Origin of the sequence: Tunturiibacter lichenicola (genome assembly GCF_051013355.1) — a bacterium.
Classification (GTDB): Bacteria; Acidobacteriota; Terriglobia; order Terriglobales; family Acidobacteriaceae; genus Edaphobacter; species Edaphobacter lichenicola_F.
This window is the reverse complement of sequence record NZ_CP132944.1, coordinates 4,890,162-4,915,601: the sequence shown is the minus strand read 5'-3', so window position 1 is coordinate 4,915,601 and position 25,440 is coordinate 4,890,162. Positions and strand designations below refer to the sequence as shown.

At 58.3% G+C, this 25,440-nt stretch carries 24 protein-coding genes; 10 read left to right on the top strand and 14 right to left on the bottom strand.

The annotated features are described in order from the left end of the window. Positions 1–215: 215 nt before the first annotated feature. Positions 216–1,175 carry a pyridoxal 5'-phosphate synthase lyase subunit PdxS gene (pdxS, locus tag RBB82_RS20595; protein WP_433972611.1) on the top strand — a complete coding sequence of 320 codons (960 nt, stop codon included), beginning with the start codon at positions 216–218 and terminating at the stop codon, positions 1,173–1,175. A 96-nt stretch (positions 1,176–1,271) separates the two neighbouring features. On the opposite strand, the gene RBB82_RS20590 is transcribed toward pdxS, so the two are convergent. Next, positions 1,272–2,351 carry a twin-arginine translocation signal domain-containing protein gene (locus RBB82_RS20590; protein ID WP_433972610.1) on the bottom strand — a complete coding sequence of 360 codons (1,080 nt, stop codon included), beginning with the start codon at positions 2,349–2,351 and terminating at the stop codon, positions 1,272–1,274. Between the two features lie 245 nt (positions 2,352–2,596). Next, on the bottom strand, positions 2,597–3,373 hold the full coding sequence (locus tag RBB82_RS20585; RefSeq protein WP_433972609.1) for an SDR family NAD(P)-dependent oxidoreductase: 777 nt from the start codon (positions 3,371–3,373) through the stop codon (positions 2,597–2,599). A 132-nt stretch (positions 3,374–3,505) separates the two neighbouring features. Between RBB82_RS20585 and RBB82_RS20580 the strand changes: the two genes are divergently transcribed. Then, entirely contained in the window at positions 3,506–4,222 is a 717-nt protein-coding gene (locus RBB82_RS20580; protein ID WP_433972608.1) for a lipid-binding SYLF domain-containing protein, read from the top strand. Between the two features lie 678 nt (positions 4,223–4,900). Here RBB82_RS20580 and RBB82_RS20575 read toward each other — a convergent pair. The 4 genes from RBB82_RS20575 to RBB82_RS20560 form a co-directional block, all read right to left on the bottom strand. Then, the gene (locus RBB82_RS20575) at positions 4,901–5,860 is read right to left on the bottom strand and encodes a hypothetical protein (protein WP_433972607.1); all 960 of its coding nucleotides are present in this window, start codon (positions 5,858–5,860) and stop codon (positions 4,901–4,903) included. A gap of 179 nt (positions 5,861–6,039) precedes the next feature. Continuing rightward, entirely contained in the window at positions 6,040–6,954 is a 915-nt protein-coding gene (gene ftcD / locus RBB82_RS20570) for a glutamate formimidoyltransferase (protein WP_433972606.1), read from the bottom strand. Between the two features lie 119 nt (positions 6,955–7,073). Further along, positions 7,074–7,820, bottom strand: a complete 747-nt coding sequence (locus RBB82_RS20565) for an acyloxyacyl hydrolase (protein ID WP_433972605.1) — start codon at positions 7,818–7,820, stop codon at positions 7,074–7,076. 83 nt (positions 7,821–7,903) lie between these two features. Continuing rightward, positions 7,904–8,656, bottom strand: a complete 753-nt coding sequence (locus RBB82_RS20560; protein ID WP_433972604.1) for a YebC/PmpR family DNA-binding transcriptional regulator — start codon at positions 8,654–8,656, stop codon at positions 7,904–7,906. Positions 8,657–9,127: 471 nt separating this feature from the next. Here RBB82_RS20560 and RBB82_RS20555 point away from each other — a divergent pair, with 471 nt between their 5' ends. Beyond that, a complete protein-coding gene (locus RBB82_RS20555) occupies positions 9,128–10,132 on the top strand; it encodes a hypothetical protein (RefSeq protein WP_433972603.1) in 1,005 nt (334 codons plus the stop codon). 1,071 nt (positions 10,133–11,203) lie between these two features. Here the strand turns inward: RBB82_RS20555 and lysA are convergent. From lysA to RBB82_RS20540, 3 genes are all read right to left on the bottom strand, one after another. Beyond that, a complete protein-coding gene (gene lysA / locus RBB82_RS20550) occupies positions 11,204–12,568 on the bottom strand; it encodes a diaminopimelate decarboxylase (protein ID WP_433972602.1) in 1,365 nt (454 codons plus the stop codon). Between the two features lie 269 nt (positions 12,569–12,837). Then, on the bottom strand, positions 12,838–13,179 hold the full coding sequence (locus RBB82_RS20545; protein WP_433972601.1) for a PspC domain-containing protein: 342 nt from the start codon (positions 13,177–13,179) through the stop codon (positions 12,838–12,840). A gap of 149 nt (positions 13,180–13,328) precedes the next feature. Then, complete coding sequence (locus RBB82_RS20540) at positions 13,329–14,357, bottom strand: alpha/beta hydrolase (protein ID WP_433972600.1); 1,029 nt, start codon at positions 14,355–14,357, stop codon at positions 13,329–13,331. A gap of 198 nt (positions 14,358–14,555) precedes the next feature. Between RBB82_RS20540 and RBB82_RS20535 the strand changes: the two genes are divergently transcribed. Beyond that, positions 14,556–14,786 carry a hypothetical protein gene (locus tag RBB82_RS20535; RefSeq protein ID WP_433972599.1) on the top strand — a complete coding sequence of 77 codons (231 nt, stop codon included), beginning with the start codon at positions 14,556–14,558 and terminating at the stop codon, positions 14,784–14,786. Positions 14,787–14,925: 139 nt separating this feature from the next. On the opposite strand, the gene RBB82_RS20530 is transcribed toward RBB82_RS20535, so the two are convergent. Further along, complete coding sequence (locus RBB82_RS20530; RefSeq protein WP_433972598.1) at positions 14,926–16,281, bottom strand: tetratricopeptide repeat protein; 1,356 nt, start codon at positions 16,279–16,281, stop codon at positions 14,926–14,928. Positions 16,282–16,332: 51 nt separating this feature from the next. On the opposite strand from RBB82_RS20530, the gene RBB82_RS20525 reads away from it, so the two are divergent. Next, the gene (locus tag RBB82_RS20525) at positions 16,333–16,770 is read left to right on the top strand and encodes a hypothetical protein (RefSeq protein ID WP_433972597.1); all 438 of its coding nucleotides are present in this window, start codon (positions 16,333–16,335) and stop codon (positions 16,768–16,770) included. Positions 16,771–16,778: 8 nt separating this feature from the next. On the opposite strand, the gene RBB82_RS20520 is transcribed toward RBB82_RS20525, so the two are convergent. Beyond that, complete coding sequence (locus RBB82_RS20520) at positions 16,779–17,312, bottom strand: DUF1569 domain-containing protein (RefSeq protein ID WP_433972596.1); 534 nt, start codon at positions 17,310–17,312, stop codon at positions 16,779–16,781. Between the two features lie 269 nt (positions 17,313–17,581). Continuing rightward, entirely contained in the window at positions 17,582–18,316 is a 735-nt protein-coding gene (locus tag RBB82_RS20515) for a hypothetical protein (RefSeq protein ID WP_433972595.1), read from the bottom strand. Between the two features lie 112 nt (positions 18,317–18,428). On the opposite strand from RBB82_RS20515, the gene RBB82_RS20510 reads away from it, so the two are divergent. From RBB82_RS20510 to RBB82_RS20490, 5 genes are all read left to right on the top strand, one after another. Beyond that, a complete protein-coding gene (locus RBB82_RS20510; RefSeq protein ID WP_433975429.1) occupies positions 18,429–18,890 on the top strand; it encodes an SET domain-containing protein in 462 nt (153 codons plus the stop codon). Positions 18,891–19,072: 182 nt separating this feature from the next. Continuing rightward, entirely contained in the window at positions 19,073–21,112 is a 2,040-nt protein-coding gene (dnaX, locus tag RBB82_RS20505) for a DNA polymerase III subunit gamma/tau (RefSeq protein ID WP_433972594.1), read from the top strand. Between the two features lie 29 nt (positions 21,113–21,141). Then, on the top strand, positions 21,142–21,474 hold the full coding sequence (locus RBB82_RS20500) for a YbaB/EbfC family nucleoid-associated protein (protein ID WP_433975428.1): 333 nt from the start codon (positions 21,142–21,144) through the stop codon (positions 21,472–21,474). Beyond that, on the top strand, positions 21,475–22,098 hold the full coding sequence (gene recR, locus RBB82_RS20495) for a recombination mediator RecR (RefSeq protein ID WP_433972593.1): 624 nt from the start codon (positions 21,475–21,477) through the stop codon (positions 22,096–22,098). It abuts the gene before it with no gap. Between the two features lie 73 nt (positions 22,099–22,171). After that, positions 22,172–23,188, top strand: coding sequence for a metallophosphoesterase (locus RBB82_RS20490; protein ID WP_433972592.1), 1,017 nt, complete (start codon positions 22,172–22,174; stop codon positions 23,186–23,188). Between the two features lie 89 nt (positions 23,189–23,277). Here RBB82_RS20490 and RBB82_RS20485 read toward each other — a convergent pair whose 3' ends face one another. Together RBB82_RS20485 and gpmI are read right to left on the bottom strand one after the other, a co-directional pair. Continuing rightward, entirely contained in the window at positions 23,278–23,538 is a 261-nt protein-coding gene (locus RBB82_RS20485) for a lysozyme inhibitor LprI family protein (protein ID WP_433972591.1), read from the bottom strand. Between the two features lie 216 nt (positions 23,539–23,754). Continuing rightward, positions 23,755–25,395 (bottom strand): 2,3-bisphosphoglycerate-independent phosphoglycerate mutase, encoded by a 1,641-nt coding sequence (gene gpmI / locus RBB82_RS20480; protein WP_433972590.1) that lies wholly within the window; start codon positions 25,393–25,395, stop codon positions 23,755–23,757. Positions 25,396–25,440 lie beyond the last annotated feature (45 nt).

Sequence of the window (25,440 nt, the reverse complement as noted above, 5' to 3'; positions counted from 1 at the left end):
GAGGCCCACACACCGGCCCGTAAGCGCAGCTTGAACCCACTAGCCAACTCCTCGATAAAATTCAGTTGAATTTCCCGCTAAATCAACCCCTCCCGCCCAAAACTCGCCAACACTGTCAAACCTTTCTTTTACCCGCACCCAAAACTGCTAAACTTAAAAGTCTTGCGGACATAAGCCAATACAGCGCCCTACCGCCGCGCACAAGGAGCACTCTCATGTCAGATCACACCCTCAACGGCAACGGCAGCTTCGGCACCCCATCCCTCCGCCTCAAACTCGGCCTCGCCGAGATGCTGAAAGGCGGCGTCATCATGGACGTCATGAACGTCGAGCAGGCCCGCATCGCCGAAGAGGCCGGAGCCATCTCCGTCATGGCCCTCGAGCGCGTCCCCGCCATGATCCGCGCCGAAGGCGGCGTCGCCCGCATGGCCAGCCCCAAGCTCATCAAGCAGATCATCGGTACCGTCTCCATCCCCGTCATGGCCAAGGCCCGCATCGGCCACTTCGCCGAAGCCCAGGTCCTCCAACACCTCGGCGTCGACTTCATCGACGAGTCCGAAGTCCTCACCCCTGCCGACGAGACCTACCACATCGATAAGCACGCCTTCACCACGCCCTTCGTCTGCGGCGCGCGCAACCTCGGCGAAGCTCTCCGCCGCATCGCCGAAGGCGCAGCCATGATCCGCACCAAAGGCGAGCCCGGCACCGGCGACGTCGTCCACGCCGTCCAGCACATGCGCCAGATCGTCCGCGAGATCAAGGCCCTCACCGTCCTCGGCGACGAAGAGCTCTACAACGCAGCCAAAGTCCACGGCGCCCCATACGAACTAATCCGCATGGTCGCCAAAGCAGGCAAGCTCCCCGTCCCCAACTTCAGCGCAGGCGGCATCGCGACACCCGCCGACGCAGCCCTCATGATGCAGCTAGGTGCCGAAACAATCTTCGTGGGCTCCGGCATCTTCATGAAGGAGCGCGCCACCCCCCTCGACGTCGAGAACGATCCGAAGGAGCGCGAAGAGGCAGTCAGCCGCGCCCGCGCCATCGTCATTGCGACAACTCACTTCAACGATCCCAAGATCGTCGCCGAAGCCAGCGAAGCGGTCATCGGCTCCATGAAGGGTCTTGCCGCAGCAGCCATCGAAGAGCAAGACCTCATGCAAACCCGCGGCTGGTAGACAGCAACCCAACAAAACAAAACTGGCTCTGAGCCGTCGGAAGAATCGTCTTCAAGACAGCTCAGAGTCTTTCATGCGAAGGAAGGCCGTTGTCACTTAAAACAGTCGCCGCGCCGCATCAGCCTGCTCCGCAAGCTCATTCAGAGTCGCAAAGAACTCCTTCGACTGTCCCGTAAACAGTCCGCTTGCCGTCAGACCCTTCGCCGCCGCCCGCGCGCCGCCAAACTTATCGGTCAGCGGACGAATCACCGCACACTTCGGCAGCTTCGGATTGATGAACTCGCACGGAACCGGGAAGATGAGGTTCGTCTGCAGCAGCGGGTTCGGAGGATCATTGAAATCCGGAAACGTCAGGCCTCCATCCGTAATCGGCGGCCCCGACACGGCATTGCCCGCAAAGTCCATCCACTCCAGAAAGTGCGCAATCTCACTGCCGCCAATGCCCAGTGTGATCTCCAGCACCTCCCGCGACGTCACCTTCCGTCCCAGCGAAGCGTACAGGCTCGTACCTCCCTGTTCGATCGAGGCGAAGTGAAATGCCGCAATATCCGCGATCACCTGAATGTGCGTTGGATTATTAAAGTCAGCATCCGTCACCGGAATCGCAGTCCGATTCACAATGTTCAACGCCTGCGGAAACGTCGCTCCGAAGTCTGGGTTCGTCGTGCTTCGATAGCGAATGTACCAGCTCGTATCCACGGTCAAATGCATCAGGTTCGTCAAACGCCCGATGTTCTTCGCGCCAGTCGCCTTACTCCCCTGCAACGTTCGGAACCTATCCAGATCGACAGGTGACTCGCCCTTCGAAGCGAGATACGCATTTAAAAACTCTGCGTGGCTCATCTCGTCCAAAGTATTGCTCATAATGTACTGTGGTCCATCGCCATCCAGATTCATGAACGCGTTCTGATATGCGTTCGGTGTACCGCTCGGGACACCGCCCAGCTCCGTGTACTGCTGCCACAGATCGGTCTCGAGCAGCTCCGCCGCAGCCACGAAGCGAAGAATGGCAGCATCTCCGCGGTCCAGATTTCCCCCATGAAAGAACTCGTCCCCTAGTGCCTGCTTTGTATCGCTCAACAGTCCAGCGCCCACTGCTGCCGCGCTTCCTGCCACTAAGCCGCCCTTCATAAAAGAGCGGCGATTGAGTGGACTCGACGTGAAACTACTCTGCATTTGCATGAGACTTGTACCTCGCTGTTTCCGAGCCCGTCAGGCTCGCCCAAACACTAGCCCTCCCTTCTCACAACAGTTGTCATCAGTACGTCATTTCCATGTCTCGTTATCGTCAGAATTCATCTTTTAACATTCGCAAGAGATGACAGGAATTACTCGACAAGTCGCCATAAACCCCTATGCGCCGCGGGGCTTTGCACATTGCGCCGAGCAGCTCGTTTGCCTGTCAGAGCAACAAATCTCTCCTAGATCCATCCCCCGTCAATGACATAGCTCTGGTTCGTAATCGCCGAGCTGTCATCCGACGCAAGAAACAAAATCAGCCGCGCCACCTCATCCGGAAGAATCATCCGCTTCAACGCCTGCCGCGCAAGCACCTCAGCCTTGTACTCTTCGGTAAGCCACAGCCGCCTCTGCCTCTCAGTCAGAATCGCACCCGGCATCACGCAGTTCACCCGAATATTGTCCTTACCCAACGTATGAGCTAGCGTGCGCGTCATCCCAACGATCGCGGCCTTCGCCGTCACATACACCGGCACATCCGTCGATGGTATGGCCCAGCTGATCGAGCTCATGTTGACAATTGAGCCTCGACCAACTCGACGCATCGCGGGGATGAAACCTTGCGTTACAAAAAACTGGTGCTTCAAATTCGCCGCCATCGACTCATCCCAGTACTCTGACGTCACCTCATCAACAGAGTGCCGCGTATCGTTCCCCGCATTGTTCACGAGTACATCAATCGCAGGAAATCTTTCGACAACATCCGTAATCGTTCGCTGCAAAGCCTCGATATCGGTCAAGTCGCAGCGATAGTACACCGGCACTTTCGTACCTATTGCTCCGAGCCGCGCGTTCAGCTCTTTCGCCGCCTCGTCCTGAATATCGAGAAACACAACCTGCGACCTCTGCATTGCAAACGCCTCAACGATCGCCGCTCCAATTCCACTCGCACCACCAGTTACCACAACAAGCCGATCTTCAAGACTCGGATAAATCGCCGATTTACTTTTGTTCGTCATAAGAGATGACTCCACGCCGCAAGCATACCGCGACAGGCAACCTTTTCTCAGCACAACCGCACACCCTCAACTCGCATCGCATAACAGACGTACAAATCAAACAGTTCGCAACAAAAGGGAGAGTCATCCACAATGCGAAAGTTCATTCAAACACTCTGCACCACTGCGGCCTTGACCATGTCCATCACCGTCGCCGCGTCCGCCGCCACCGACATCCAAAAGCTCGATGATCGCATCGCAGCCGCTCATACGGTCCTTCACGAGCTTATGGATACGCCCGACAAAGGCATCCCCACCGACATCGCTGCCAAAGCCACCTGCGTCGCCGTCGTTCCGAGCTTCAAAAAAGGAGCCTTTATCGTCGGCGCACAGTACGGTCAGGGCGTTGTCACCTGCCGCACCGGCCACGGATGGAGCGCACCCGCCTTCATTCAGCTCACCGGCGCCAGCTTCGGCCTCCAAGCCGGTGGCCAAGCCACTGACCTCGTCCTCATCGGCACCACCCGCGACGCCTTCCAGCGTCTCCTTCACGACAAAGTTAAGCTCGGTGGCGACGCCTCCGTAGCAGCCGGTCCCGTCGGACGCAGCACCTCAGCCTCCACCACCGAAGTCGCCAGCGCCGCCTTTCTGACCTACTCCCGCAACAAAGGCATCTTTGCTGGAGTTGACCTCACCGGCGACGTAGTCCACCAGAACACCGACGACACCATGGCCTACTATGGCTCCGACGTCACCTACGAAAAGATCCTCAGCGGCCACGTTCCTGTGAAGCCGTCATCCGCCCACTTCGTCCGCACCGTCAACCAGCTCTTCCACGCCAGCGGGGCGCACGCTGCTGGAGCACACTAACTCCCACTTAAGCGATCAGTCAGCCAAGCAAAGGAAGCCATGCCTCCAAGGTCTGGCTTCCTTTAACACATCAGTTCTCACTACCAGAAGTTCGGCCCAGCTTGCCCTGGAAGCAAACAACCAGCAGGCGGGTATTCGCGCGAAAACGCGAACCGCTCTCCTTCCACTCCGCCGGGATAGCCGCATGTGGGTCAAGCCAACTTAGATCCTGATCCCTCAAAACCTTGTCAAGCCTCCATTTGCCATAAACCACTGTTACGACTAGAGTTACGCGTGGCGCATTTACCCTTCCCACTCCTCTATACACTGGAAGAACACTAAAAAAAGTCGCAAAAAGATCTTAGAACGAACCTCTCACCCTAACTCCTTTGCTGAGACGAATTTGGACGCAAGTCCCTTATTTGGACGAATTTAGAGAGATAGGCGATACGTAAAGAGCTGATTACAAGCGACTTGCACGCGGGTATGGGGGGAGGGGGAGGGAGGCCGCATCGGCCGCCGACACGACTCACAACGTGGAGACTCTACCTCGCCACTTCAAACTACCGTGGAAAGAACTTCATTTTGTGACCGGAACACAGAGTGAATCTGCTGGTTGGGTTTAAATGAAATCCCGATCCTTCAGGATTGAGACGAAGGATCGGGATCTGCCATGACGCTTATTTCAAATTGCGGAGCTTACTTGACTACCGACTGGAAGAGCGGCGAGGTTAGGAGGCTGGCAAACTGGCTGTCCGAGGAGGAGTAGTCCACACTCAGGGTGCCTGCGTTGGAGTCGATGGTGGTCTGATCGAGGGCAGACTTTTCGAGCGGTGAGCCAGCGGTCTTGCGCATGATTGAGACGCCCTTCAGAAGGGTGGCTGCGGTCGCGGCAGTAAGGGTGTCGGACATGACGACAGCCATATCGAACTTGACGCCGTTTTGGAAGTCCATGGTGTACCGGCTGCTCTTCATGCGATTTTTGACGGTGTCGTAGTCGGCCAGTTGCGACGCGTCGCCGAGGACACCCTTCATCATGGTCTGGGTTCCCTTTGCATCGAGCAGGCTCCAGACTGCCTTGGAGTCGACTGCGGCCATATCGTTGACCATATCGCTGTTGGCGAGAAAATTGGAGATGATGCCATCGCGAGCGTCCATCGCTTCCTTCACGGCTTCCCTGTCGCCGAAGACCATGGTGGTCTGGTTGAGGAAGACGACGCTCATGCCGTTGGAGCCCATGGGGTAGACGCTGTTGTTGCGAACCATGTTGGGCTTGATCTTGTTCTTAGTGAAGTTGGCCATGATCTCGCGGGTGTGGAACTGGCCCTGCGCGATACCAACGATGCGAGTTCCCTGACCTGCCTGCTCGCGGAAGGAAGCGAAAGCAAGAACGTCAGCGTCCTGGTCGACCTTAAGGCCGGAGCTCTTGAGGGCGGTCTCGAGGCGCTTGAGCTCAGGTGGGAGAACGCGATCTTTGAGGTCCATTGCAGCTGTGGAGTTCTGCATGGCGCGATAGTCGACGACGATGAGCTGCTGAACATCCTTGGGAATGGCCGTCTTGGCGTCGCTGGAGAGCTGCGCGGCGGTGGCGAAGGTCGGGGCCATCAGGGTCGCGAAGGCGACGGCCGCGGTGATGAGATTGTGCTTGATCGATGTCATGGTTACCTTTGCTCCGTTAGCTACAGACAGTGTAGCGTCAGTAGGTCTATTGTTTCGTGAATACGCCCAAGTATCAAGACTGGATGAGGCGCGATTTGTTAGCAAACTTGCTACTTTTGTGGTAGTTGGCATGGTTTGGAGGCGAGGTTGCTGATCGTGTTCTTCGCCTGAATGCTTGATTATGGCCATTCGATGGGGGCGTCGAGTTTGCGCTCTAACACTTTGTGGTCCGGATCGAAGCCGGCTATCTGGCGGACCCAATCGGAGTCGGGCTCGTAGGCGGCTTGGGGGATGAGGCCGATGAGTTCAGCGTCTTCGATGAGGACACCGTGGCGCTGGGCTAGATGCTGGACGGTTTTGTGGACGTGGCGCATCGGGGTCAGGTTGAAGTCGGTGATGTTCAAACTGACTTGAGCGCGGCCATTGGATAGTACTCCGATAGCTTTGACGCCATGAAGGCCACCGTTTGCGGCGCGTATGTCACGGGCGATGGCCCGGGCCGCGGCGATGTCGGGCTGCTGAAGGTGGATGGTGTAGGCGATGAGGAAGCTGCGGGCACCGACGGCGCTTGCTCCAGCGGTCTCGTGCAGTTCGGGGCCGCCGATGTCGGGGCGGCGTGCGGCATCGCGGCGAGCGGCGTCGCGGAGGCCCTCAAACTGGCCGCGGCGTATGTCCTCGAGGAGGACACGGTCGGGACGGGCTGCTGCGGCCCCGTAAAAGTAGACAGGGACACCGTAGCGGCGCCAGATGAGGAGGCCAGCGTTGCGGGCGAGGATGGCGCACTCGGCGAGGGATGCTCCGCTGACAGGGATGAAGGGGATGACGTCGGCGGCGCCGATACGAGGATGAACGCTGTTTTGAGAGGTGAGGTCGATTAGCTCAGCTGCTTTGCCAGCGGCACGGACCGCGGCTTCAACGATACCAGTGGGAGAGCCAGCGATAGTGACTACGGAGCGGTTGTGAGCCGTGTCGAGCGACCAGTCGAGCAGGCGCACGCCTTCTACCTGCATGGCAGCGACGATCTGCTTGACCTTGGCGGCGTCGGTGCCTTCTGAGAAGTTTGGGACGCACTCGATGATGGCTTCTGGATTCATATAGAGCTGGGGCTTGGGACCGAGGAATAGGGAGTTGTGACTAGCGAGTTTGTCCTATTCTGCGCTTGCGTGGATTCGATGATGATGAACACCCCTAGACACTATTCCTTACAGCCTGATTATTTCCACCAGGTGTAGCCGAGAGAGAACTGGACGCTGGCGTTGACTCCGGGGTTGCGGTCTCCTAGGGAGGCGCTGGAGATGTGGACGGCGTTGGCGCCGAAGTCGAGGGAGCGGCGGGGGCGCAGGAAGTAGTGGACACCGACGCCGCCTTGAGGGGTGAAGTTCCAGACGCTGGCGTCGGCGTTGGGGCCGTCGTTCTGTTCGTTGTAGGGTGGGCCGCCAAATGCCGGGTACTTGTGGTTTGTCCAAAGTAGGCCGCCAGCGGCCTGGCCCCAGAAGGAAAACCGCTTAGTGCCGACCACGTTCCAACGGAGGATGATGGGAGTGATGGTTATTCCGCTAAAGGTGCCGCCTACCGTGTAGAAGGGTGAGCACACGGGCACGGTGCCGGGTGGGTTGATGCAGGTCGGGCGCTGGAACTTTGGCGTGTAGGACTGCCAGAAGGGGAAGACTTCAACGGCGTACTCGAAGTTGCCGCGGAGAGGGCCGTGGCCTAAGTTGTCGGTGAGTACTTTGCCTGCGTGAACTCCGGCCATGAGGAATTTGAAGTCGTCGCGATTTTCGGTGACGCCGAAGCCACTCTGTACGATGGCGCCTATTTCAAGCGGCTGGTGGCCGGTGGCGTCGCGGAACGGCGTGGTGCTGTTCGGTGCGGATTGTCCGGAGGCGTAGCGGGCAAGGGACAACAGGAGGGCGAGGGCCCAGATGGTGGTTGCTCCGATACGAGGCATGGTTTTCGTCACTGATGGCTCCGGTTGTATGGAAGATGCGTGCAGAAGAAGGCCGCCGATGAACGGCGGCCGATGGACTGAGCTACCGTTCTGAATCAGTGACTGGCATTGGCTACCGCAGCTTCGTCGAAGTCGAAGTTAGAGTAGACGTTTTGCGTGTCGTCCAGGTCTTCGAGGGTTTCGAGGAGGCGGATCATGGCGTTTGCCTGAGCGCCTTCGAGCTTGGTGTAGGTCGAGGCGATCTTCGTGACCTCCGCGTGCTCGGGGGTGATCTTTGCGGCTTTGAGGGCTTCGGTGACAGCCTCAAAGTCTTTCGGGTCACAGAGAACTTCCCAGTTTTCGCCTTCGTCGGAGAGATCTTCTGCTCCGGCATCGAGGACGATCTCGGTCAGTTTATCTTCGCTGGCCGCATCTTTGGCGATGGCGACGACGCCCTTCTTTGTGAACATCCAGGCGACTGCACCTTCGGCGCCCATGTTGCCGCCGTTTTTGGAGAAGGCGTGACGAACTTCGCTGACGGCGCGGTTTTTGTTGTCGGTGAGGACATCGACGATGATAGCGACGCCGCCGGGGCCGTAACCCTCGTAGGTGATCTCTTCATAGCTGACGCCCTCGAGTTCACCGGTGCCGCGCTGGATGGCGCGCTTGATGTTGTCAGCGGGCATATTCTCCGCTTTTGCTGCGGCAATGGCTCCGCGGAGGCGTGGGTTGCCGTCGGGATCGCCGCCACCGCCGGTCTTGGCGGCTATGGTGATTTCCTTGATGAGGCGGGTGAAGATTTTGCCGCGTTTGGCGTCAAGCGCGCCCTTTTTATGCTTGATTGTCGCCCATTTTGAGTGGCCGGACATGGACTACCTCGGTGGTGATTTAGCGTGTGCCTGCGGTGTTTTGCGGGGTTACTCGACCTTGCGATCTTACCATGTTGGGAGGGTCGCGGGCTTGCGTGTGTGGGTTGAAGCTGCTTCGTGAGGAGGATTTTTAGAGCTTATGTTCCCGATTTAATTTCAGGTGGAGAAACGTGGTTTTTGCAGGGGGTTTTTGCGATTTTGAGGTGAAAGTTGATGGTAAATTGTGGTCATTTTGTGGTGCGTTGCATGGTGAATGTGGTCTGTTAGCGACCACTCTTTTGGCTCGGAAAAATGCGCCACGTTTTTGAGATTTATTTTGAGCGCTTGTTGGGACGTGAGGATGCTTGTCTGTTCATGTCGTGATTCGGCTGCTGCTTGTTGTCAGATGGTCCTATGGAATGGTGTAACTGTTTGGCCTGAAGAAGAGTCTTATGGTGACTGGCTTGGCGTAGACTCCGGCGCGAGGTGCGAATGAGAGGTGCGGTGGGACGAAGCGCGTTGGACCGGGGATTCCTCTTGATCTGCGTAGGGCTCATTCTTCTGGGAACGTCCTGGCCGGCGTTCGCTCAGGGTGACGCTTCGGCAGGTCATCATCGAGGAGGGCGCGGCGAGACGGTCGCGGCTTCAAAGAGCATTGTTGTTGGAGGAGCTACGATTCAGGTTGATTTCCTGACTGGGAGTCTCGATCTCTCGCAGGCGGATGTGGTGGCCTGGGTTGAGGAGTCGGCTCGTTCGGTGGCGAAGTACTACGGCAGGTTTCCGGTGGCGCGGGCTCGGGTGGTGATTGATCCGATTGCGGCTGACTCCAGCTCAATTCACGGCACGACGTGGGGAGATATGGCTGGTTATCCTGCGGTGACTCGCATTCGGCTGGGGCAGCATGTGAGCAAAGACGACTTGAAAGATGACTGGGTGATGACGCATGAGTTGGTGCATACGGCGCTGCCGGATCTTCCGGAAGATCAGCACTGGATGGAGGAGGGGCTGGCGACCTATATCGAACCGATTGCTCGTGCTGAGAGTGGGAGGCTGACTGAGGCGAGGGTCTGGGGGGAATTTTTCCACGAGATGCACAATGGTGAGCCAGAGCGTGGCGATCGAGGTATGAATGAGACGCAGACGTGGGGACGGACTTACTGGGGAGGAGCGATGTTCTGCCTGATAGCGGATGTTTCGATTCGACGTCAGACGCATGATCGGAAGGGATTGCAGGATGCTCTGCGTGCGGTTGTGGATAGTGGGGGTGGGATCGATAAGAATTGGCCGCTGTCGCGGGTGCTCGACATTGGGGATCGGGCTACGGGGACTACGGTACTTACGGATATGTATGCGAAGTGGAGTGAGAAGCCGGTGGATGTGGATCTTCCGGCGTTGTGGAAGGAGTTGGGTGTGAGTGCGGGGCCGAATCATGGAGTGCTGTTTGACGCGAAGGCTCCGCTGGCTGCGGCGCGGGAATCAATTAGTGCTTCGAGATAACAAGTGGATGGAAAGAGCGAAAGCAGATTCCGAAGAAGCGTTTTGAATGCCCTGGATGCGCCAACGAACGTGCGATCAGCAGAAGAATGGAATACAGTTAAAACTGTGAGTCAGGGCAACCACCTTCGTCGAATGTTTGCGCTTCTTTTGGCATGCCTTTGGATCACGAGCGCATCTTTTGCCGAGCATCTCTCTGCAAAGTTTCCGCTATGTCAGCCAGACCATTCTCCTTGCTGCCCACTACCAGTGAACAATGCGCCGGGATCTTGTCCAGCGTGTCGGGCGCCCATCACAGCCGCCGAAAAAGAAGAGAGCAAATCAGAGGAAGTTCGTTTCACGCCACGTTCTGAGCGTGTTGACCATTCCAGGGCGGCCGTTGTGCTCGACGTGGCTCTGCATGAACTTACTCGAGGTTTGCACTATCATCCGGCCGTTTTTCAGCTCAAGGACGATTTGCGAGTTTAGAGGGATTCTCTAAACTGTGCCGCATTTCACAGCCCGTTCTTATGTGGCCGTGTCGTTCTTCACCGAAAAACCTAAGGAGAAATTTTATGAAGATCAAAGTCCTATCGTTGGTATTTGCAGCAGTTATGTTTTCCTCTCTGTCGGCTTATGCCGCAACGCTTAACGCCTGCTGCGGAGACCCTGCGTGTTGTGATGGTGGCACCTGCTGTCAGTAGTGGGTGTCAGAACAGAAAGGCCGCCTTCGGGCGGCCTTTCTTTGTGCATATGAGATCTGCTCATGCTGAAGCTCTGAGTAGCTTTAGTCGAGATGACGAGTTTGGTGAGTTATGAAAACAAAAGCAGATCCCTACGGGATGACAACTAAAAAGACAGGCAACGACAACTGCAAAAGCGAAATGCGGGGGTTCTTCGCTTCGCTCAGAATGACAATGTGTATTTGGCTGTCTGACAGTGGGAAGCAACGGCAAAGACAACAGCAAAAGCAGATCCCTGCGGGATGACAACTAAAAGATAGGCAACGACAACTGCAGCTGCAATTCCCTTCGGGCATGACAACCATAGAACCCGGCACGGCAATTGCAACTGCAAAGGCAACATCAACGGCGATTAAGTGATTTCTGGGGCGAGGAGGTCGCGCATGGTTTCGCGGCGGCGGATTAGTTTTGTGGTGGCGTTGTCGATGAGGACTTCGGCGGGGCGGGGGCGGGTGTTGTAGTTGGAGGTTTGCGACATGCCGTAGGCTCCTGCGTCGAGGAGGAGGACGAGGTCGTTGGGTTTTACGGGTGGGAGGGCGCGGTCGCGGGCGAAGAAGTCTCCTGACTCGCAGACGGGACCTACTATGTCTACTTTGTTTTCTTCTTCGCTGCTCTCTTCTTCTGTATTGGTCGCTTTGTTTTTGGTGGGGCGCTTCCCTGTTGGTTGCTTGATGGGAAGGATCTCGTGGTGGGCGTGGTAGAGGGCGGGACGGATGAGGTCGTTCATGCCGGCGTCGGTGATGACGAAGGTTTTTGTTCCGTTCTTTTTGACGTAGAGGACGCGGGTGAGGAGCGCGCCTGCCTGGGCAACGATGAAGCGGCCGGGTTCGAGTAGGAGATGCGAGGATTCGGCGGCTAGGCCTTTGGTTAGGGCTGCTGCGTATTTCTCTACTTGTTTTGCGGGGTCGAAGTGTGCTGAACCTGAGAGGCGGGGGCCGTAGTCGACGCCGAGGCCGCCGCCGGCGTCGATGTAGCGGATGTTGTGGCCGTCTTTGCGGAGGTCGGCGATGAGGCTGGTGACGCGAGTGAGGGCCGCGGCGAAGGGATCGACTTTTCGGATCTGCGAGCCGATGTGGACGGAGACGCCGGCGGGGTCGAGCCACTTCGATTTTTTTGCTTTGCGGTAGATGGCGCGGGCGGCGTTGATGTCGATGCCGAACTTGTGCTCGCTGAGGCCGGTGGAGATGTAGGGGTGGGTTTCGGCGAAGACGTCGGGGTTGACGCGGAGGGCGAAGCGGGCGACTTTGTTGCGGGCTTCGGCGCGGGCGGCGAGGAGATGGAGCTCGGCTTCGGATTCGACGTTGAAGAGGAGGATGTCGGCGTCGAGGGCGGCGTCGATCTCCCAGAGTTGTTTGCCTACGCCGGAGAAGACGACTTTTTTGAGGGCGGGCTTGTGGGCTTTGCGGACGCGTTCGAGTTCGCCGCCGGAGACGATGTCGAAGCCTGCTCCCTGTTTGGCTAAGAGGCGAAGGATCGCGAGGGAGGAGTTGGCTTTGACGGCGTAGCAAATGGTGTGGGGGCGATTGGCGAAGGCCTGGTCGAAGAGTTGGAAGCGGTGGGAGATCTGCTCGGCGGAGTAGACGTAGAGGGGGGTGCCGTGTTCGGTGGCGAGGGCGGTGAGGTCGGCTCCATCGCAGTGGAGGGTGCGGTTGCGGTAGGCGAAGGGGCGGGGATTGGGTTGGGGTGTGGGGAGCTTCTTCGGCAATGCTCTGGACATGTTCTTAACAGCTTAGCTTGAGGGGTGATTTTGAGGTTGCATCGAGGTAGAAGTAAACAAGCAACGGCGAAATACGGGGGTCTCTCCACTACGCAACAGACGGTGAGACTGTCTGTTGCTTTGGTCGAGATGACGCGTCGTGGGTTGGCGGGGAGGACAGGCAAAGACAACTACGAAAGACAGGATCCTCCCCGTTCGACTACGCTCAGGGTCAGGACGACCTCGTGCGATGAAGGTTCGATCAAATCGGACGTTAGCGACGACATGCGTCAGGAGGCGTTTGCCGTGCTCTTTGCCGGAAGAGCGTATGGAGCCTCGGGGATGATGACCCAGGCGATGAGGTAGACGAGGACGCCGGTGCCGCCGGAGAAGAAGCTGACCAACGCGGTGATGACGCGGACGAGATTGAGGTCCCAGCCGTAGTGTTGGGCGAAGCCGGCGCAGACTCCAGCGATCATGCGGTTGTCGCGTGAGCGGGTGAGGCGCGGAGCCAGGGGCTGATAGCCGGGAGGTGGCGGAGGAGGAGCAGCAGAGGCTGAGACGGGGGCTCCGCAGGACGTACAGAAGCGGGAGGAGAGATCAACTTTATTGCCACATTGCGTGCAGAACATAAGCGCCTCCGAGACATACTATTTTGCCATAGTGAAGCAAGGGCACGGTGTGGTCGTGAGTGCGCCAAACACTTGGTGCTCAGGTAGCTATACTCCCGGACGGTCGATTTAGTTCCGTAGGTGCTGATACGCCGTTGAGCTCGTGTTGGTTAGTGGCTTAGTTGCTGGGTGAAGAAGCTGGCCATGTAGCCGTAGGCTTCCTTGGTTTCAGGGAGGCTGATGTCGTTCCAGAAGGCGTGAGGTAGAGCTTCGAAGACGATGAGCTGGGCGTTGTCGCCGCTTTGGAGGAAGGCGCGGTGGAGGATGGTGGTGCCGCTGAGGAGGAGATCGCGGGTGCTGGTGATGAAGAGGGTTGGGGGCATGCCGTGGAGATCGGCGTAGAGGGGCGAGAGGACGGGATCTTTGGGATTGGTCGAGCCGAAGTACTCGGTGTCGAGAGCATTGTTTGAAGGAAGAGGGAGAGAGCCGGTGAGGCCGCGGAGGCTGTACATGGCTTGCGAGTCGGTGCTTTGGCTGAAGTCGCCGAGGCCGGAGAAGATGCCGAGGGCGGCGGGGAGCGGGAGGTTGAGCTGCTTGAGGCGGACGGCTACTTCGGCGGTGAGGATAGCGCCGGCGGAGGTGCCGTAGAGGGCGATGTGAGTGGGCTTGTAGGTCTTGAGGAGGTCGCGGTAGACGGCGATGGTGTCGTCGATCGCTGCGGGAAATTGGTGCTCGGGCGCGAGGCGGTAGAGGACGGAGACGACGCGGGTGTGGGTGAGGTTGGCGATGGGGATGGACTCGGTGAAGGAGCCGGAGTCGGAGTTGAAGCCGCCGCCGTGGACGTTGATGAGGACACGGTCAGGGTGTTGGGCGTCGAGTGGGAGGATGTTGCGGACGGGGACTCCCGCGATGGTGATGGACTCGATTTTGACTGGGTAGGCTTTGAGGGAGGCTTCGCCTGCGCGGGTCTGCCAGGCGTCGGTCCCGGTGCGGCGCTCGGCTAGGGATTGGTTTTCGGCTCCGGCGGGGCGGCGGAGGGAGGTTTGGGCTTCGGGGCTGATAGTGGTGGGGACTGGGACGACGCGGGTGACGTGCGCGGTGCCGTTGGCGTCGAGGGTGCTGGAGTTGGTTTGGGGTGGTTGTTGGGCCTGGAGGGTGGTGGTGAGGGCGGCAACGGCTATTAGGTGGCGTAGTTGCATAGGGGATAAGGCTAGCAGTGTTTTGTTGGGAGGGTAAGTGTGGGTGGTTGTTTCTGCTTGTCGTGGCCCTTTGACGGGTTATGTGACTGCAGATTCCTTCGCTTCGCTGCCCTTCGGGATGGCAACAAAGAACAAGCAACTGCAACTGCAACGGCAACTGCAACAGCAACTGCAACGGCAACGGCAGATCCCTACCGGATGACAACAAAAGAACAAGCAACTGCAACGGCAACAGCAACAGCGGATCCCTACGGGATGACAACAAAAGAACAGGCAACTGCAACGGCAACAACAACAGCGGATCCCTACGGGATGACAACAAAAGAACAGGCAACTGCAACGGCAACAACAACAGCGGATCCCTACGGGATGACAACCAAAGAACAAGCAACAGCAACGGCAACGGCAACAGCATATCCCTACGGGTGACAACCAAAGGAACAAACAACCGCAACGACAACGACAAAAGCAAAATGCGGGGGTTCTTCGCTTCGCTCAGAATGACAAACGTTTTTGGGTTTGTGACTTTTTGGCGGAGCTGCGGTTATTGTGCGCTTCGCGTTTTGGTTTATTTGCCGGTGTAGGGAGTTTTGATGTAGCGGCGGGCTGCGTCGTTTTGGGATTGGTCGCCGCCTCCGGCTGAGGCCAGCTCGTATTGTTTGATGGCTGCGGGGCGGTTGTGGAGGAGATCGAACATCTCGCCGGCGTTGAGTTGGGCGCGGCGGCGGATCCAGTCGCTGCAGGTGGGTTGGGCTGCGGCGAGGACATAGTTCTGTGCGGCTTCGGCGATCTGGTTTTGGCCGCGCTGGGTGTCGGCCAGGCCGAAGTAGGCCATGTGGAGGCGAGGCTCGACGAAGTAGCCGGGAGTTTTTGCGTCGGCGATGAGGGTGTTGTAGACGGCGATGGCACCGGGGCCGTTGCCGGAGTCTTTGGTGAGGTTGGCGACCTCGAGACGGAAGAGGTAGTCGTGCGGGTACTGGTCAGCGAGGCCTTTTTGAACGACCAGAGCCTCGGGGTAGCGCGCGTCGTGGCGCAGGAAGAGTGAGAGTGCCGTACGTGACTCGATTGGGGTGACGATGCCGTGGGCGGCGGACTCGCGAAGGAGTTCGAGACCTTTCTCCTTGTTGCCGTTGACACCGGCGATGCCGACCATCATGCGGACGATGCGAGGGAGGCTGGCGACGGCGAACTGCTGGATGCCCATGGCCATTTTGGCGTCTGCGTAGTTGGGATCGATCTTGAGAGTGGCTTCGCTGTCGTTGCGGGAGGCGTAACCCTGACGGGCAGCAGCGACATAGCTGTGATCGACCAACGTGATGAATGCGGCGTGCATGCCGCGAGCGTAGCCACGGGCGAAGTAGGCGTTGGCATCGTTGGGGTTGGCCCTGATCTGCTTGTCGGCGAGGGTGACGGCGGCGTTGGTGAGTGATTCGATGCGATCGCGGACGGGTTGTGGAACGGGGACGTTGCGCTTGGAGGTGAGGAAGGAGTCGTGGGCGTAGTAGGTGGTGTCGAGGAGATCCTGGCGATAGAGTTCGCGGAAGACAATCGTGAGGAGAACGTTGCCGATGGCGATGACGCTCTGTGGATTGGCGCGCTGGACGGCCTCGAAACGAGAGAGGGCACCTTCGTAGTCGAGGGCGTAGAAGTGCTCGAATGCGTCGCGAACCTGCGGGGTGAGGTTGATGGGATCGGTGTGGGCGTCCGGATTGAAAGACTGGCCATGGGACGGGGATGCCAGCAAAAGAGCGAGAAAGAGGCTCAGAGTTTTAGCGCTGCGTTTTATTTTTTCTTCTCCTGCGTCTTGATCCGTGATGTTTACAGAATACTTATCGTCTGGGGGCGTTACTTCCATGTAGATGATACTTGGTTGGACGATTTGTTTTATTGGACGTGCGACTCCGTAGACTATACCCTTTGGCATCGAGAGCTATTCGATGCGTTGTAGCGCTCTCACGGGGCTGAGACAGACTTTATGACACGTTTTGAGTTGCTTCAGTTGTTGGTAGGGCAGGCACGGACAAATGGGTTCGAGTTCCGCAGGTGGTATGTCGGGAAGCTTGGGTTACCCTGGCAGAGTGCACGCCAGGCGGTGGAGATGCTGGCGGCGGAGCGACGGTACTATGCGCTGCTGTTCTCGCACGAGTTTGCATCGAGATTCTGGAAGGCCGGTGAGACGATGACCTTCCAGGTGCCGACGCAAAGCTTCACGCGCAGGATGAAAGATGGGTCGATCGGTACGGTGAAGCGTAAGGGTTATACGCGACGTAGCGCTCGTGAGGATGCGTGGCTCTATCACCTGAAAGAGATGGCCGCTGCCGAGGAGCCGCTTCGCTATATGCGGCGGTACCTGAGGGTGGAAGACGATCTGGAGGAAGAGGCTGCGGTTCTGGTGAATGAGACCGACGAGTAGGCTTCGGCTTAGACCTGGTGGGCTTTGCGGATGGCGAGGATCTGTTTCAGGTGATGTTCGCCGTGGATGAGCTGAAATTTGCGCCACTGATCGACTCTGAGCGGACCGAGGAGCATGTGGCTGGCGCATCTGCAGGTTGGACCGAAGAGTTCTTCGGCTTCAGCGCAGAGGAGATCGAGTTGTGCGAGATGGTCGGTCGCTGCCTGCGTGAGATCTTCGCCGCAGATCGGATGAGTCGTGGGGGCGACAGGTGCGACCAGCGGTGGGGCCTTGCGGCCACGAGGAAAATATCCGAGATGGATGAGGGTGTACTGGCCGAGGTACTGCGGGATGCTGGGTTTGGCTTTGGTGGGAGCGCGTTTGGTGAGGCGGGCGTTGAGAGCCATCTCTGTGCCGGAGTAGGTGAGGAGAAGATGCTCCATGATCTGCTGAATGTTCCACTTGTCGGGGCGCGAGGGAGGGTGGAGTTGGGTCTGGGTCGCGTCGAGCCCGTTTAGGGAGTATGCAATCTCTCGCTGGAGTTGTTGGAGGGTTGGGTTCATAAGGCAGGATCACGTTACACCGGTTGCGGCGCTGCGGCTAGTGTTCTCTGCGGCTAAAGGACAAGCAACGGCAGCAACAACAAAGGCAACTGCAAAAGCAGATCCCTGCGGGATGACAATAAAAGAACGAGCAACTGCAACTGCAACGACAACAGCAGATTCCTTCGCTTCGCTGCGGAATGACAACGAAAAAAGATAACTGCGAGTGCAATAGCAGCTGCGGTTGCTACGGCAGTTGCGGTTGCTACGGTCACTACATTGGTGGCTGGCTACTTCAGTTCGTCGAGAGCTCGGCGGGCAGCTTTGGCTTTTTCGCCGTCTGGATCGAGCTTTAGATAGGTCTGGTACTCGGCGATTGCTTCGTCTTTCTTCTTCATCTTCTGCGCGATCTCGGCGAGGGCGAAGTGGGTCGCGGAGTAGTCGGGCTGAACGGTGACTGCGTCCTTGGCGCGCAGATAGGCGCCGGGGAGGTTGTCGTCGCGCATGTAGAACTGGGCGACCTTGAGGTCCTCGTCGACACGTTCGTCGTCGGTCTGAACGCGCTTGACCTTGGGTAACTTGCGGTGGACGGAGCTTCCCTCTTCGCCGGGCTTGGGCATGTCGGTGTCGGGGACTGCTGGGTCGTGTGGTGCTGAGTCGGGATCGGTGCCGCCGGAGCTGCAGCTGCTGCTGGAGTCGTCGCCGGGGAGCCGGGGAGCGGGATCGGTTGGGAAGGGATGTTCTTCTGCGGCGGACTTGGGCGTGGTGCCGCTCGGAGTTGGGGAGTCGGGCGGAGGCGCGGATTTGCTGGGGGCTCCGGGGAATGGGAACTGCTCGGCGGCGGATGGCGCTTTCGTGCCCGCGGGTGGGGTGCAGGGCTTGGTGGTCTGGTTCTGGGTTTGGGTCTGGGTTGGATCGGGGCAAGGAGGAGGTGGAGGATTTTGAGTGGGCGAGGTCTGGGCTAAGGAGGCGGCGGAGAAGAAGAATGCGGCCAGCAGAGCTCGGGATGTGGTGAGAATGGTCATTTGGTTTGGTACGTTGTCTGATACTTTGACGGTGTTGCGCGGTGGTTTGTTATAGTCAGCTGACCTGGGCTGCTTGCCTGCCCCTATTTTATTGGATGGAACACTTTTGACTATGGTTGATGGGCTGATTATTCGTTCTTCGTCGATTCATGCGGCTGGCTGTTATACGACACGGGCGATCAAGAAAGGCGCTCGGGTGGTTGAGTATGACGGGCCACGGTTTACCAAAGATGAGGCCGACGATCGCTATCAGGATCGGGATATTACGTACCTTTTTAGCTGCGGTACCGACGGCATGGTGATCGATGGGTTTGGGACGGCCATGTTTATCAATCACTCCTGCGATCCGAACTGCCAGACGGAGGATGTGGATGGACGAATTTTTGTGATGGCGATTCGGGATATCGCGGCTGGTTCGGAGTTGACTTATGAATACAACCTCTACGATAGCGACGATGCGGAGCAGGATTGTTATTGTGGGGCTGAGCAGTGCCGGGGGACGATGTTTAGTGAGGCTGAGGTGAAGAAACGGGCGAGGAAGGCTCGGGCGGCGGCTAAGGCTAAGGCTTCTTGATTTCTTAAAGCAACGGCGTGCTGCGCGCACGGCCTCGATCTGCCATCGAGGCTGACGGGCTTTTCGACGCCATTTTGGCTTTTTGCTCTGAGGATAAGAGCTTTGCCCTTGGGCGATACAATGGTGTTCGGGGTTGGTGGCGGGGCTGCTGCTCGTGTTCGTGACTTCCCTACTTTTTCTATATGGCATATCAGGTTCTTGCGAGGAAATACCGGCCACAGCGTTTCGCGGATGTTGCGGGACAAGACCATGTGACTGTGACGTTGATGAATGCGCTGACGCAAGGACGAATTGCGCATGGGTACATCTTCAGCGGGCATCGGGGCATTGGGAAGACGACGATTGCGCGAATTCTGGCGATGGCGTTGAACTGCCGGAATGCGATTGGATCGGCGCTGCGGCCTACGGCTGAGCCTTGCGAGGTGTGCGAGAGTTGCACGGAGATCAAGGCGGGTAACGCTGTCGATGTGATTGAGATCGATGCGGCGACGAATCGCGGGATCGATGAGATTCGTGAGCTGCGGGATGCGGCGCGGTATCGGCCGGCGAGAGACAAGTACAAGATTTACATTCTGGATGAGGCTCATCAGATTACGGATGCGGCGTTCAATGCGCTGTTGAAGACGCTGGAAGAGCCGCCGGATCATATCGTGTTCATGATGGCGACGACGCAGCCGGAGGACATTCCGCAGACGGTGCGGTCGCGGTGTCAGCACTTCAGCTTTCATGCGGTGAAGCTGGTGGATATTCTTGGCGAGCTGCGTGGGATCGCAGAGCGCGAGGGTGTGGATGCGGATGAGGCTGCACTCAGTCTGCTGGCTGAGGCTGGCGATGGGTCGATGCGTGATGCGCTTTCGATCATGGACCAGGCGATTGCGAGTGCTCCGGTAGAGGATGGGCGGCCGCGGCTGGTGGCGGGGCAGATTCGTGAGCTGATGGGGACGGTCCCGAATGCGGTGTTTGAGCGGATTCTTCAGGCCGTCGATGGAAACCGCAGCGCTGAGGTGATTACGGTTGCGAATCAGCTGTTGGATGCGGGGAACTCTCCGGCGCAGCTGGCGCGACAGTTTGTACGGTATCTGCGGAATGCAGTCATTGCGAAGATTGCGGGTATTGGTGTGGATGGCGCTGGTGCGGATGGCGTGGCGGGGGAGCTGCTGCAGATCTCAGCGGATGAGCAGAGGCGTGCGGGGCGATCGGCTGCGTTGTTCAGCGAGGAAGAGCTGACCAGATTTTTGCAGGTTATGCTGCGGACGTTCGATGAGCTGGGATATCGGCAGGAGCAGCGATTTCATTTTGAGTTGGGACTGTTGAAGCTGGTGCATCTGCGGCGGTTGCTGCCGATTGAAGAGGTGCTGAGTCAGTTCCCTGTTGGTGGCGGCTCGAGGCCGGGGCCTGGTGTGGCGACGGCGCGTTCGGTGAGTGCGCCTCCGGCGTCGCCGGTACGGAATCCGGTGAGCGGAGCGGCGACGGCGCGAGTGTTGGAGACGAATGCTGCCGTCGTGAGTGCGCCGGCGTTTTCGCCGTTTGAGAAGGACCAGAGCAGGAACCGGTTTGATGAGAAGGCGGTCGTGGTTACGCAGACCGTGGCTACGGTTGTGCCGATCGCTCCACCGATGCCTGTGCCGGTGGCGGTGCCGACGCCTGTTCCTTTGGTGGCCCCTGCCGAGTTGATCCTGACGGATGGCGATGTCATGGGGGCTGCGCTGGTGGAAGTTGGGGATCTGGCGGAGGCTGCGGTTGCTTTGCCGGTTTTCGAAGAGCGCAGAGAGACAGTCATCGAGAAGCTGGATGCCTCGAGTAGTTTAGATGTGCAACCTTCTTCGTTACATTCTGCGGAGGAGCTGCAGCGGGTCGCTGTGGATGCTCTGTCGGCGGCGAAGAATCAGGATACGCCTGCGGATGCGATGGCTGATGCGGAATGGACTGTTGCCGGTAACGAGATTCGGGTGCAGACGGAGCTGTCGAAGACGATGCTGCCGATGGTGATCAATGCAGAGGCGGAGAAGCTGGTAAAAAACGCGCTGCGTGAGGCGGGTGCTGGGGCGTTGAAGCTTGTACTGCTGCCTGGAGTAAAGACCGCTGCCAGCGCAAAGAAGCCACGAGCGGTGAAGAGCGGAAGTGCACAGGCGAAGGCGATGGAACATCCTATTGTGCAGCGGGCACAGACACTGTTCAATGCGGAGATTCGGAACGTTATTGACCTGACGGACAATGAATAGCCGACAACTGCGGGACTACGGAGGTGATGATGGATTTCTCTGATCTGGGCAAGATGAAAGAGATGATGGGGCAGGCGAAGCAGATGCAGGAGCAGATGGAGAAGAAGCTCGCTGCGACGGTGGTGGAGGCTTCGAGCGGCGGCGGCGTTGTGACTGTGCGGATGAATGGCAAGAAGGAAGTGCTGCGGGTGAAGATCGAGCCGACGGCGATGGGAAGTTCGGCGAGCGATCTTGAGCTGCTGGAGGATTTGATTGCGGCGGCGGTGAATGAGGCGGGGCGGCGTGCAGATGAGGCGATGAAGTCGAGCGTGGCGGGGCTGATGGGTGGGTTGGGGTTGCCGGATCTGCCAGGGCTGGGCTAAATGGCTGGGTCTTTTCAAACGAATCCGAATCGGTTTGCGGAGCCGATGTCGCGGCTGATTGAAGAGTTGAGGAAGCTGCCGGGAATTGGAACAAAGAGTGCGCAGAGGCTGGCGTTTCATGTGCTGCGGTCGTCTGCGGAGGATGCCGAGGCTCTGTCGGTTGCGATACGTGAGTTGAAGTTGCACCTGCGGCTTTGTTCAGTGTGTAACAACATTACTGATGTCGATCCTTGTGGGTATTGCACGAGTTCGGTGCGGAATCAGCGGGTGGTGTGCGTGGTGGAGGAGCCGACCAATATTGCGACGATTGAGAAGACGCGGAGCTATAACGGCGTTTACCACGTGTTGCATGGAACGTTGTCGCCGATTGGCGGGGTGGGGCCCGAGCAGTTGCGGATTGCGAATCTGTTGACGCGGCTGATGGAGTTGGATGAGGTTATTCTCGCGACCTCTCCGACTACGGAGGGTGAGGCGACTGCGGGGTATCTGGCGCATGAACTGCGCAACGCTAAGAGTGATTTGAAGGTGACGCGGATTGCTACAGGAGTGCCGGCGGGTAGCGACATTGAGTACGCCGATGAAGTGACGATGACGCGGGCGATGGAAGGCCGGCGTGAACTTTAATCTCCGTGCCGGTTTACGGTGCGGCTTTTGGGCGAGTGTCTTCGTCTAAGACTGCGGGAAAGAGAATTAATATATGAGTTCGAATGAGATGATTTCGCGGCGGCGCTTTCTGCGTCAGAGTTTTGCGTTTAGTGCGTTGGCTGGGCTTGGCGCTTCGCCTTTGTTTGCCGGTTCGAAGGCTGGCGCGAGTGCTGGTGGTTCGCGCCTGTTGATGGTGGGTGACTGGGGTTATGAGAACTTCACAGCACAGAGCCGCGTGGCAAAGGGGATGCAGGCTTATGTTCGTGAGCAGGGCTTCAAAACTGAGGCTCTGTTTATGCTGGGCGATAACTGGTATGGACCGCTGCCGGATGGAGTGAAGGACAAGCGCTGGCAGACGCAGTTCGAGGAGATGTATCCGAAGAGCGTGTTTGACTGCCCGGCGTATGCAATTCCGGGGAACCATGACTATCAAAGGATGCCGGAGAGTAAGGTCGCGGCTGAGCTGGAGTATGCGAAGGCTGGTGGAACGCGGTGGACGATGCCCTCGCTTTGGTACAGCTTTGAGTTTCCGGCGAAGAAGCCTCTGATGACGGTGATTGCTCTCGATAGCAATATGCCGTCTAAGGATGGGAAGTGGGACAAGGGAACGAACTTCACGTTGACGCCGGAGCAGCAGGCGGAACAGTTGGCTTGGTTGACGACGGAGCTTGAGAAACCGCGGACTACGCCGTTTTTAGTGGTGATGGGGCATCATCCGATCTATTCGAATGGGCCACATGGGGACCATAAGGTGCTGATTCGGGATTGGGAGCCGTTGCTGCGGAAGCACAAGGTGCATCTCTATCTGGCGGGGCATGACCATGATATGCAGCACCTGGAGTTTGATGGGCATCCTACTTCGTTTGTCTTGTCGGGTGGGGGTGGGGCGGATTTGTATCCGCTGGCTATCGATGTGGCAGAGCGTGGGCCAATGGCTGAGAGGGTGTACGGGTTCAGCGATCTGGAGGTTACGCCTGAGATGCTTACGGTGCGACATCTGGATGAGAAGGGAAAGCTGATTCATTCGTTTACGAAGAGGGTGGATGGGACGGTGGGGATTGTTGGGTAAGACTACGACGCGGGCACGGAAGGTCGAGGGATTTTAGTGGTCGGCGTACATGATCTTCAACTCTTTCACTCTTTCCCTCGTATCTTTCTCTAGACAGGCCGCGCGCACCATTGGCCCAGCGCTGCCACCCCATATAGGCCGTACGCTGCGTCGCAATTCGCATCCCTGAATTGGATCCAGAGGCGTTGCGCGACGATTAGCCGCTGCAAGTCTTCACCCTCTAACCGCTGCCGACTTTGTGCATAGACTCGGTTTAACTCCGCGTCCGCGGTTTTCCATGCGTTAAACATGCAGTTCGTTATCTCAGTATTCACTCCTGCCGACTTACAAGGAGCATCTGCCGCGTTCATTTGCGGACCGAAGCACGTTGCACATCCGTAGAAATCATCAGCACCGCTTTTATGTGATGTTTTTTAGGTCCCATTGCTTACATCCTCGAACTAAGTCTCTAGTGCTTGTCTTGTAGAGCTGGTTATCGACAGATTGCAGCAGCAACCGGAAAGCAGATTCCTTCGCTTCGCTACGGAATGACAACAAAAAATGCCAGATCCTCGCCGGATGCCATCTCATTCGGGTGCATGGGTTGTGCGGAGGTTGCCGCCGGTCATTTGGTTGGGTTGGTCTAGATTTAGCAAGGACAGGATAGTGGGGGAGATGTCGCGGAGGCTGCCGCCTTCGCGAAGGGTGGGGGTGTTGCCTTCTTCGGTGATGTAGAGGAAGGGTACCGGGTTGGTGGTGTGGGCCGTGTGGGGGCCTCCGGTGGCTGGGTCGATGAGCATCTCGGCGTTGCCGTGGTCGGCGGTGACGAGGAGAGTGCCGCCGCGTTGTTTGATCTCGCGATAGATGCGGCCTAGTTGTGTGTCTACGGTTTCGACGGCGCGGATGGTGGGCTCCATCATGCCGGAGTGGCCGACCATGTCGGCGTTGGCAAAGTTTACGATGATGACGTCAAAGGCGGTGTCGCTGACTGCTTTGATGACAGCGTCGGCGATGCCTGCAGCGGACATCTCGGGGGCGAGGTCGTAGGTCGCTACTTTTTGCGAGGGGACGAGGGCGCGGTCTTCGCCGGGAAATGGCTTTTCGATGCCGCCGTTGAAGAAGTAGGTGACGTGGGCGTACTTTTCGGTCTCGGCGACGCGTAGGTTGCGGAGGTTGGCCTGGGACATGAGGTTGGCGAGGAGGTTGTCCATCGACTCGGCGGGGATGACGATGGGGAGCTTGAAGTTTTTGTCGTACTGGGTCATGCAGACGTAGTGGAGGTCGGCGGGGACGGTGTTGAGCGGGATCTCTGCGTCAAGCTCTGCCGCTTTGGGGAGCATGTGGCCCTGGCTGCCGATGGGGTCGGCGGTGAGGCCGGAGCGGCGGGTGAGGACGCGGGTGATCTGGCGGACGCGGTCGGCACGGTAGTTGAAGTTGATGACGACGTCGCGGTCTTTTATCAGCCCAACTGGGATGAGGCCGTTGGAGTGGTCTCCGTCGGGTTTCATGCAGGTGAAGGGCGGGATGAACTCGTCGGTGATGCCGTTGTTGTAGAGCTCTTTGATGCGGGCGATGGGGTCGGCGTAGGTGCCGCCTTCGGGGCGTCCGGTGACGAGAGCGTCGAAGGCTTGTTTTTCTTTTTCCCAGCGGAGGTCGCGGTCCATGGCGTAGTAGCGGCCGCTGACGCTGGCTAGTTGGCCGGTTCCGGCTTCCTTGAGGGTGTGGAAGAGCTGCTCGAGGTAACCGAGGCCGCTGGTGGGCATGGTGTCGCGGCCGTCCACGAAGGCGTGGATGAAGACGCGGGTGAGCTTGTGCTGGGCGGCCATGCGGATGAGGGCGTCGAGGTGGCGCTGGTGGGAGTGGACGCCGCCGTCGGAGAGGAGGCCGATGAGGTGGAGTGCTCTTCCCTTCTGACCGGCTAATTCGTAGGCGCGGACCAACGTGGGGTCGGTGTAGAGCGAGCCGTCGAGGATGGCGGTGTCGATGCGGGTCATGTCCATGCGGACGATGCGGCCGGCGCCGAGGTTGAGGTGACCGACTTCACTGTTGCCCATCTGGCCGTCAGGAAGGCCGACGAAGTGTTCGCTCGCGCGGAGGAGCGTGTTGGGATAGTCGCGGAGGAGCGCGTGGTAGGTGGGTTTGCGGGCCTGGGCGATGGCGTTGCCGTGGGTCTCGGGGCGATATCCCCAGCCGTCTAAGATGGTGAGGACTATTGGCGCTTTGGGCATAGTGGCTTCGTGTCTCGCTGTATTTGATGCCTGGACTTTGATGCT

Excerpts from the sequence above, each read along its gene's own strand:
- dnaX (WP_433972594.1), top strand. The coding sequence starts at position 19,073 with ATGGCATATCAGGTTCTTGCGAGGAAATACCGGCCACAGCGTTTCGCG.
- RBB82_RS20530 (WP_433972598.1), bottom strand. The coding sequence starts at position 16,281 with ATGCCAAAGGGTATAGTCTACGGAGTCGCACGTCCAATAAAACAAATC.
- RBB82_RS20555 (WP_433972603.1), top strand. The coding sequence starts at position 9,128 with ATGAGAGGTGCGGTGGGACGAAGCGCGTTGGACCGGGGATTCCTCTTG.
- ftcD (WP_433972606.1), bottom strand. The coding sequence starts at position 6,954 with ATGAATCCAGAAGCCATCATCGAGTGCGTCCCAAACTTCTCAGAAGGC.
- RBB82_RS20520 (WP_433972596.1), bottom strand. The coding sequence starts at position 17,312 with ATGAACCCAACCCTCCAACAACTCCAGCGAGAGATTGCATACTCCCTA.
- RBB82_RS20580 (WP_433972608.1), top strand. The coding sequence starts at position 3,506 with ATGCGAAAGTTCATTCAAACACTCTGCACCACTGCGGCCTTGACCATG.
- gpmI (WP_433972590.1), bottom strand. The coding sequence starts at position 25,395 with ATGCCCAAAGCGCCAATAGTCCTCACCATCTTAGACGGCTGGGGATAT.
- RBB82_RS20485 (WP_433972591.1), bottom strand. The coding sequence starts at position 23,538 with ATGAACGCGGCAGATGCTCCTTGTAAGTCGGCAGGAGTGAATACTGAG.
- RBB82_RS20590 (WP_433972610.1), bottom strand. The coding sequence starts at position 2,351 with ATGCAGAGTAGTTTCACGTCGAGTCCACTCAATCGCCGCTCTTTTATG.
- RBB82_RS20525 (WP_433972597.1), top strand. The coding sequence starts at position 16,333 with ATGACACGTTTTGAGTTGCTTCAGTTGTTGGTAGGGCAGGCACGGACA.
- RBB82_RS20560 (WP_433972604.1), bottom strand. The coding sequence starts at position 8,656 with ATGTCCGGCCACTCAAAATGGGCGACAATCAAGCATAAAAAGGGCGCG.
- RBB82_RS20490 (WP_433972592.1), top strand. The coding sequence starts at position 22,172 with ATGAGTTCGAATGAGATGATTTCGCGGCGGCGCTTTCTGCGTCAGAGT.
- RBB82_RS20510 (WP_433975429.1), top strand. The coding sequence starts at position 18,429 with ATGGTTGATGGGCTGATTATTCGTTCTTCGTCGATTCATGCGGCTGGC.
- RBB82_RS20500 (WP_433975428.1), top strand. The coding sequence starts at position 21,142 with ATGGATTTCTCTGATCTGGGCAAGATGAAAGAGATGATGGGGCAGGCG.
- RBB82_RS20535 (WP_433972599.1), top strand. The coding sequence starts at position 14,556 with ATGACAACAAAAGAACAAGCAACTGCAACGGCAACAGCAACAGCGGAT.
- RBB82_RS20515 (WP_433972595.1), bottom strand. The coding sequence starts at position 18,316 with ATGACCATTCTCACCACATCCCGAGCTCTGCTGGCCGCATTCTTCTTC.
- lysA (WP_433972602.1), bottom strand. The coding sequence starts at position 12,568 with ATGTCCAGAGCATTGCCGAAGAAGCTCCCCACACCCCAACCCAATCCC.
- RBB82_RS20540 (WP_433972600.1), bottom strand. The coding sequence starts at position 14,357 with ATGCAACTACGCCACCTAATAGCCGTTGCCGCCCTCACCACCACCCTC.
- RBB82_RS20545 (WP_433972601.1), bottom strand. The coding sequence starts at position 13,179 with ATGTTCTGCACGCAATGTGGCAATAAAGTTGATCTCTCCTCCCGCTTC.
- recR (WP_433972593.1), top strand. The coding sequence starts at position 21,475 with ATGGCTGGGTCTTTTCAAACGAATCCGAATCGGTTTGCGGAGCCGATG.
- RBB82_RS20575 (WP_433972607.1), bottom strand. The coding sequence starts at position 5,860 with ATGACATCGATCAAGCACAATCTCATCACCGCGGCCGTCGCCTTCGCG.
- pdxS (WP_433972611.1), top strand. The coding sequence starts at position 216 with ATGTCAGATCACACCCTCAACGGCAACGGCAGCTTCGGCACCCCATCC.
- RBB82_RS20585 (WP_433972609.1), bottom strand. The coding sequence starts at position 3,373 with ATGACGAACAAAAGTAAATCGGCGATTTATCCGAGTCTTGAAGATCGG.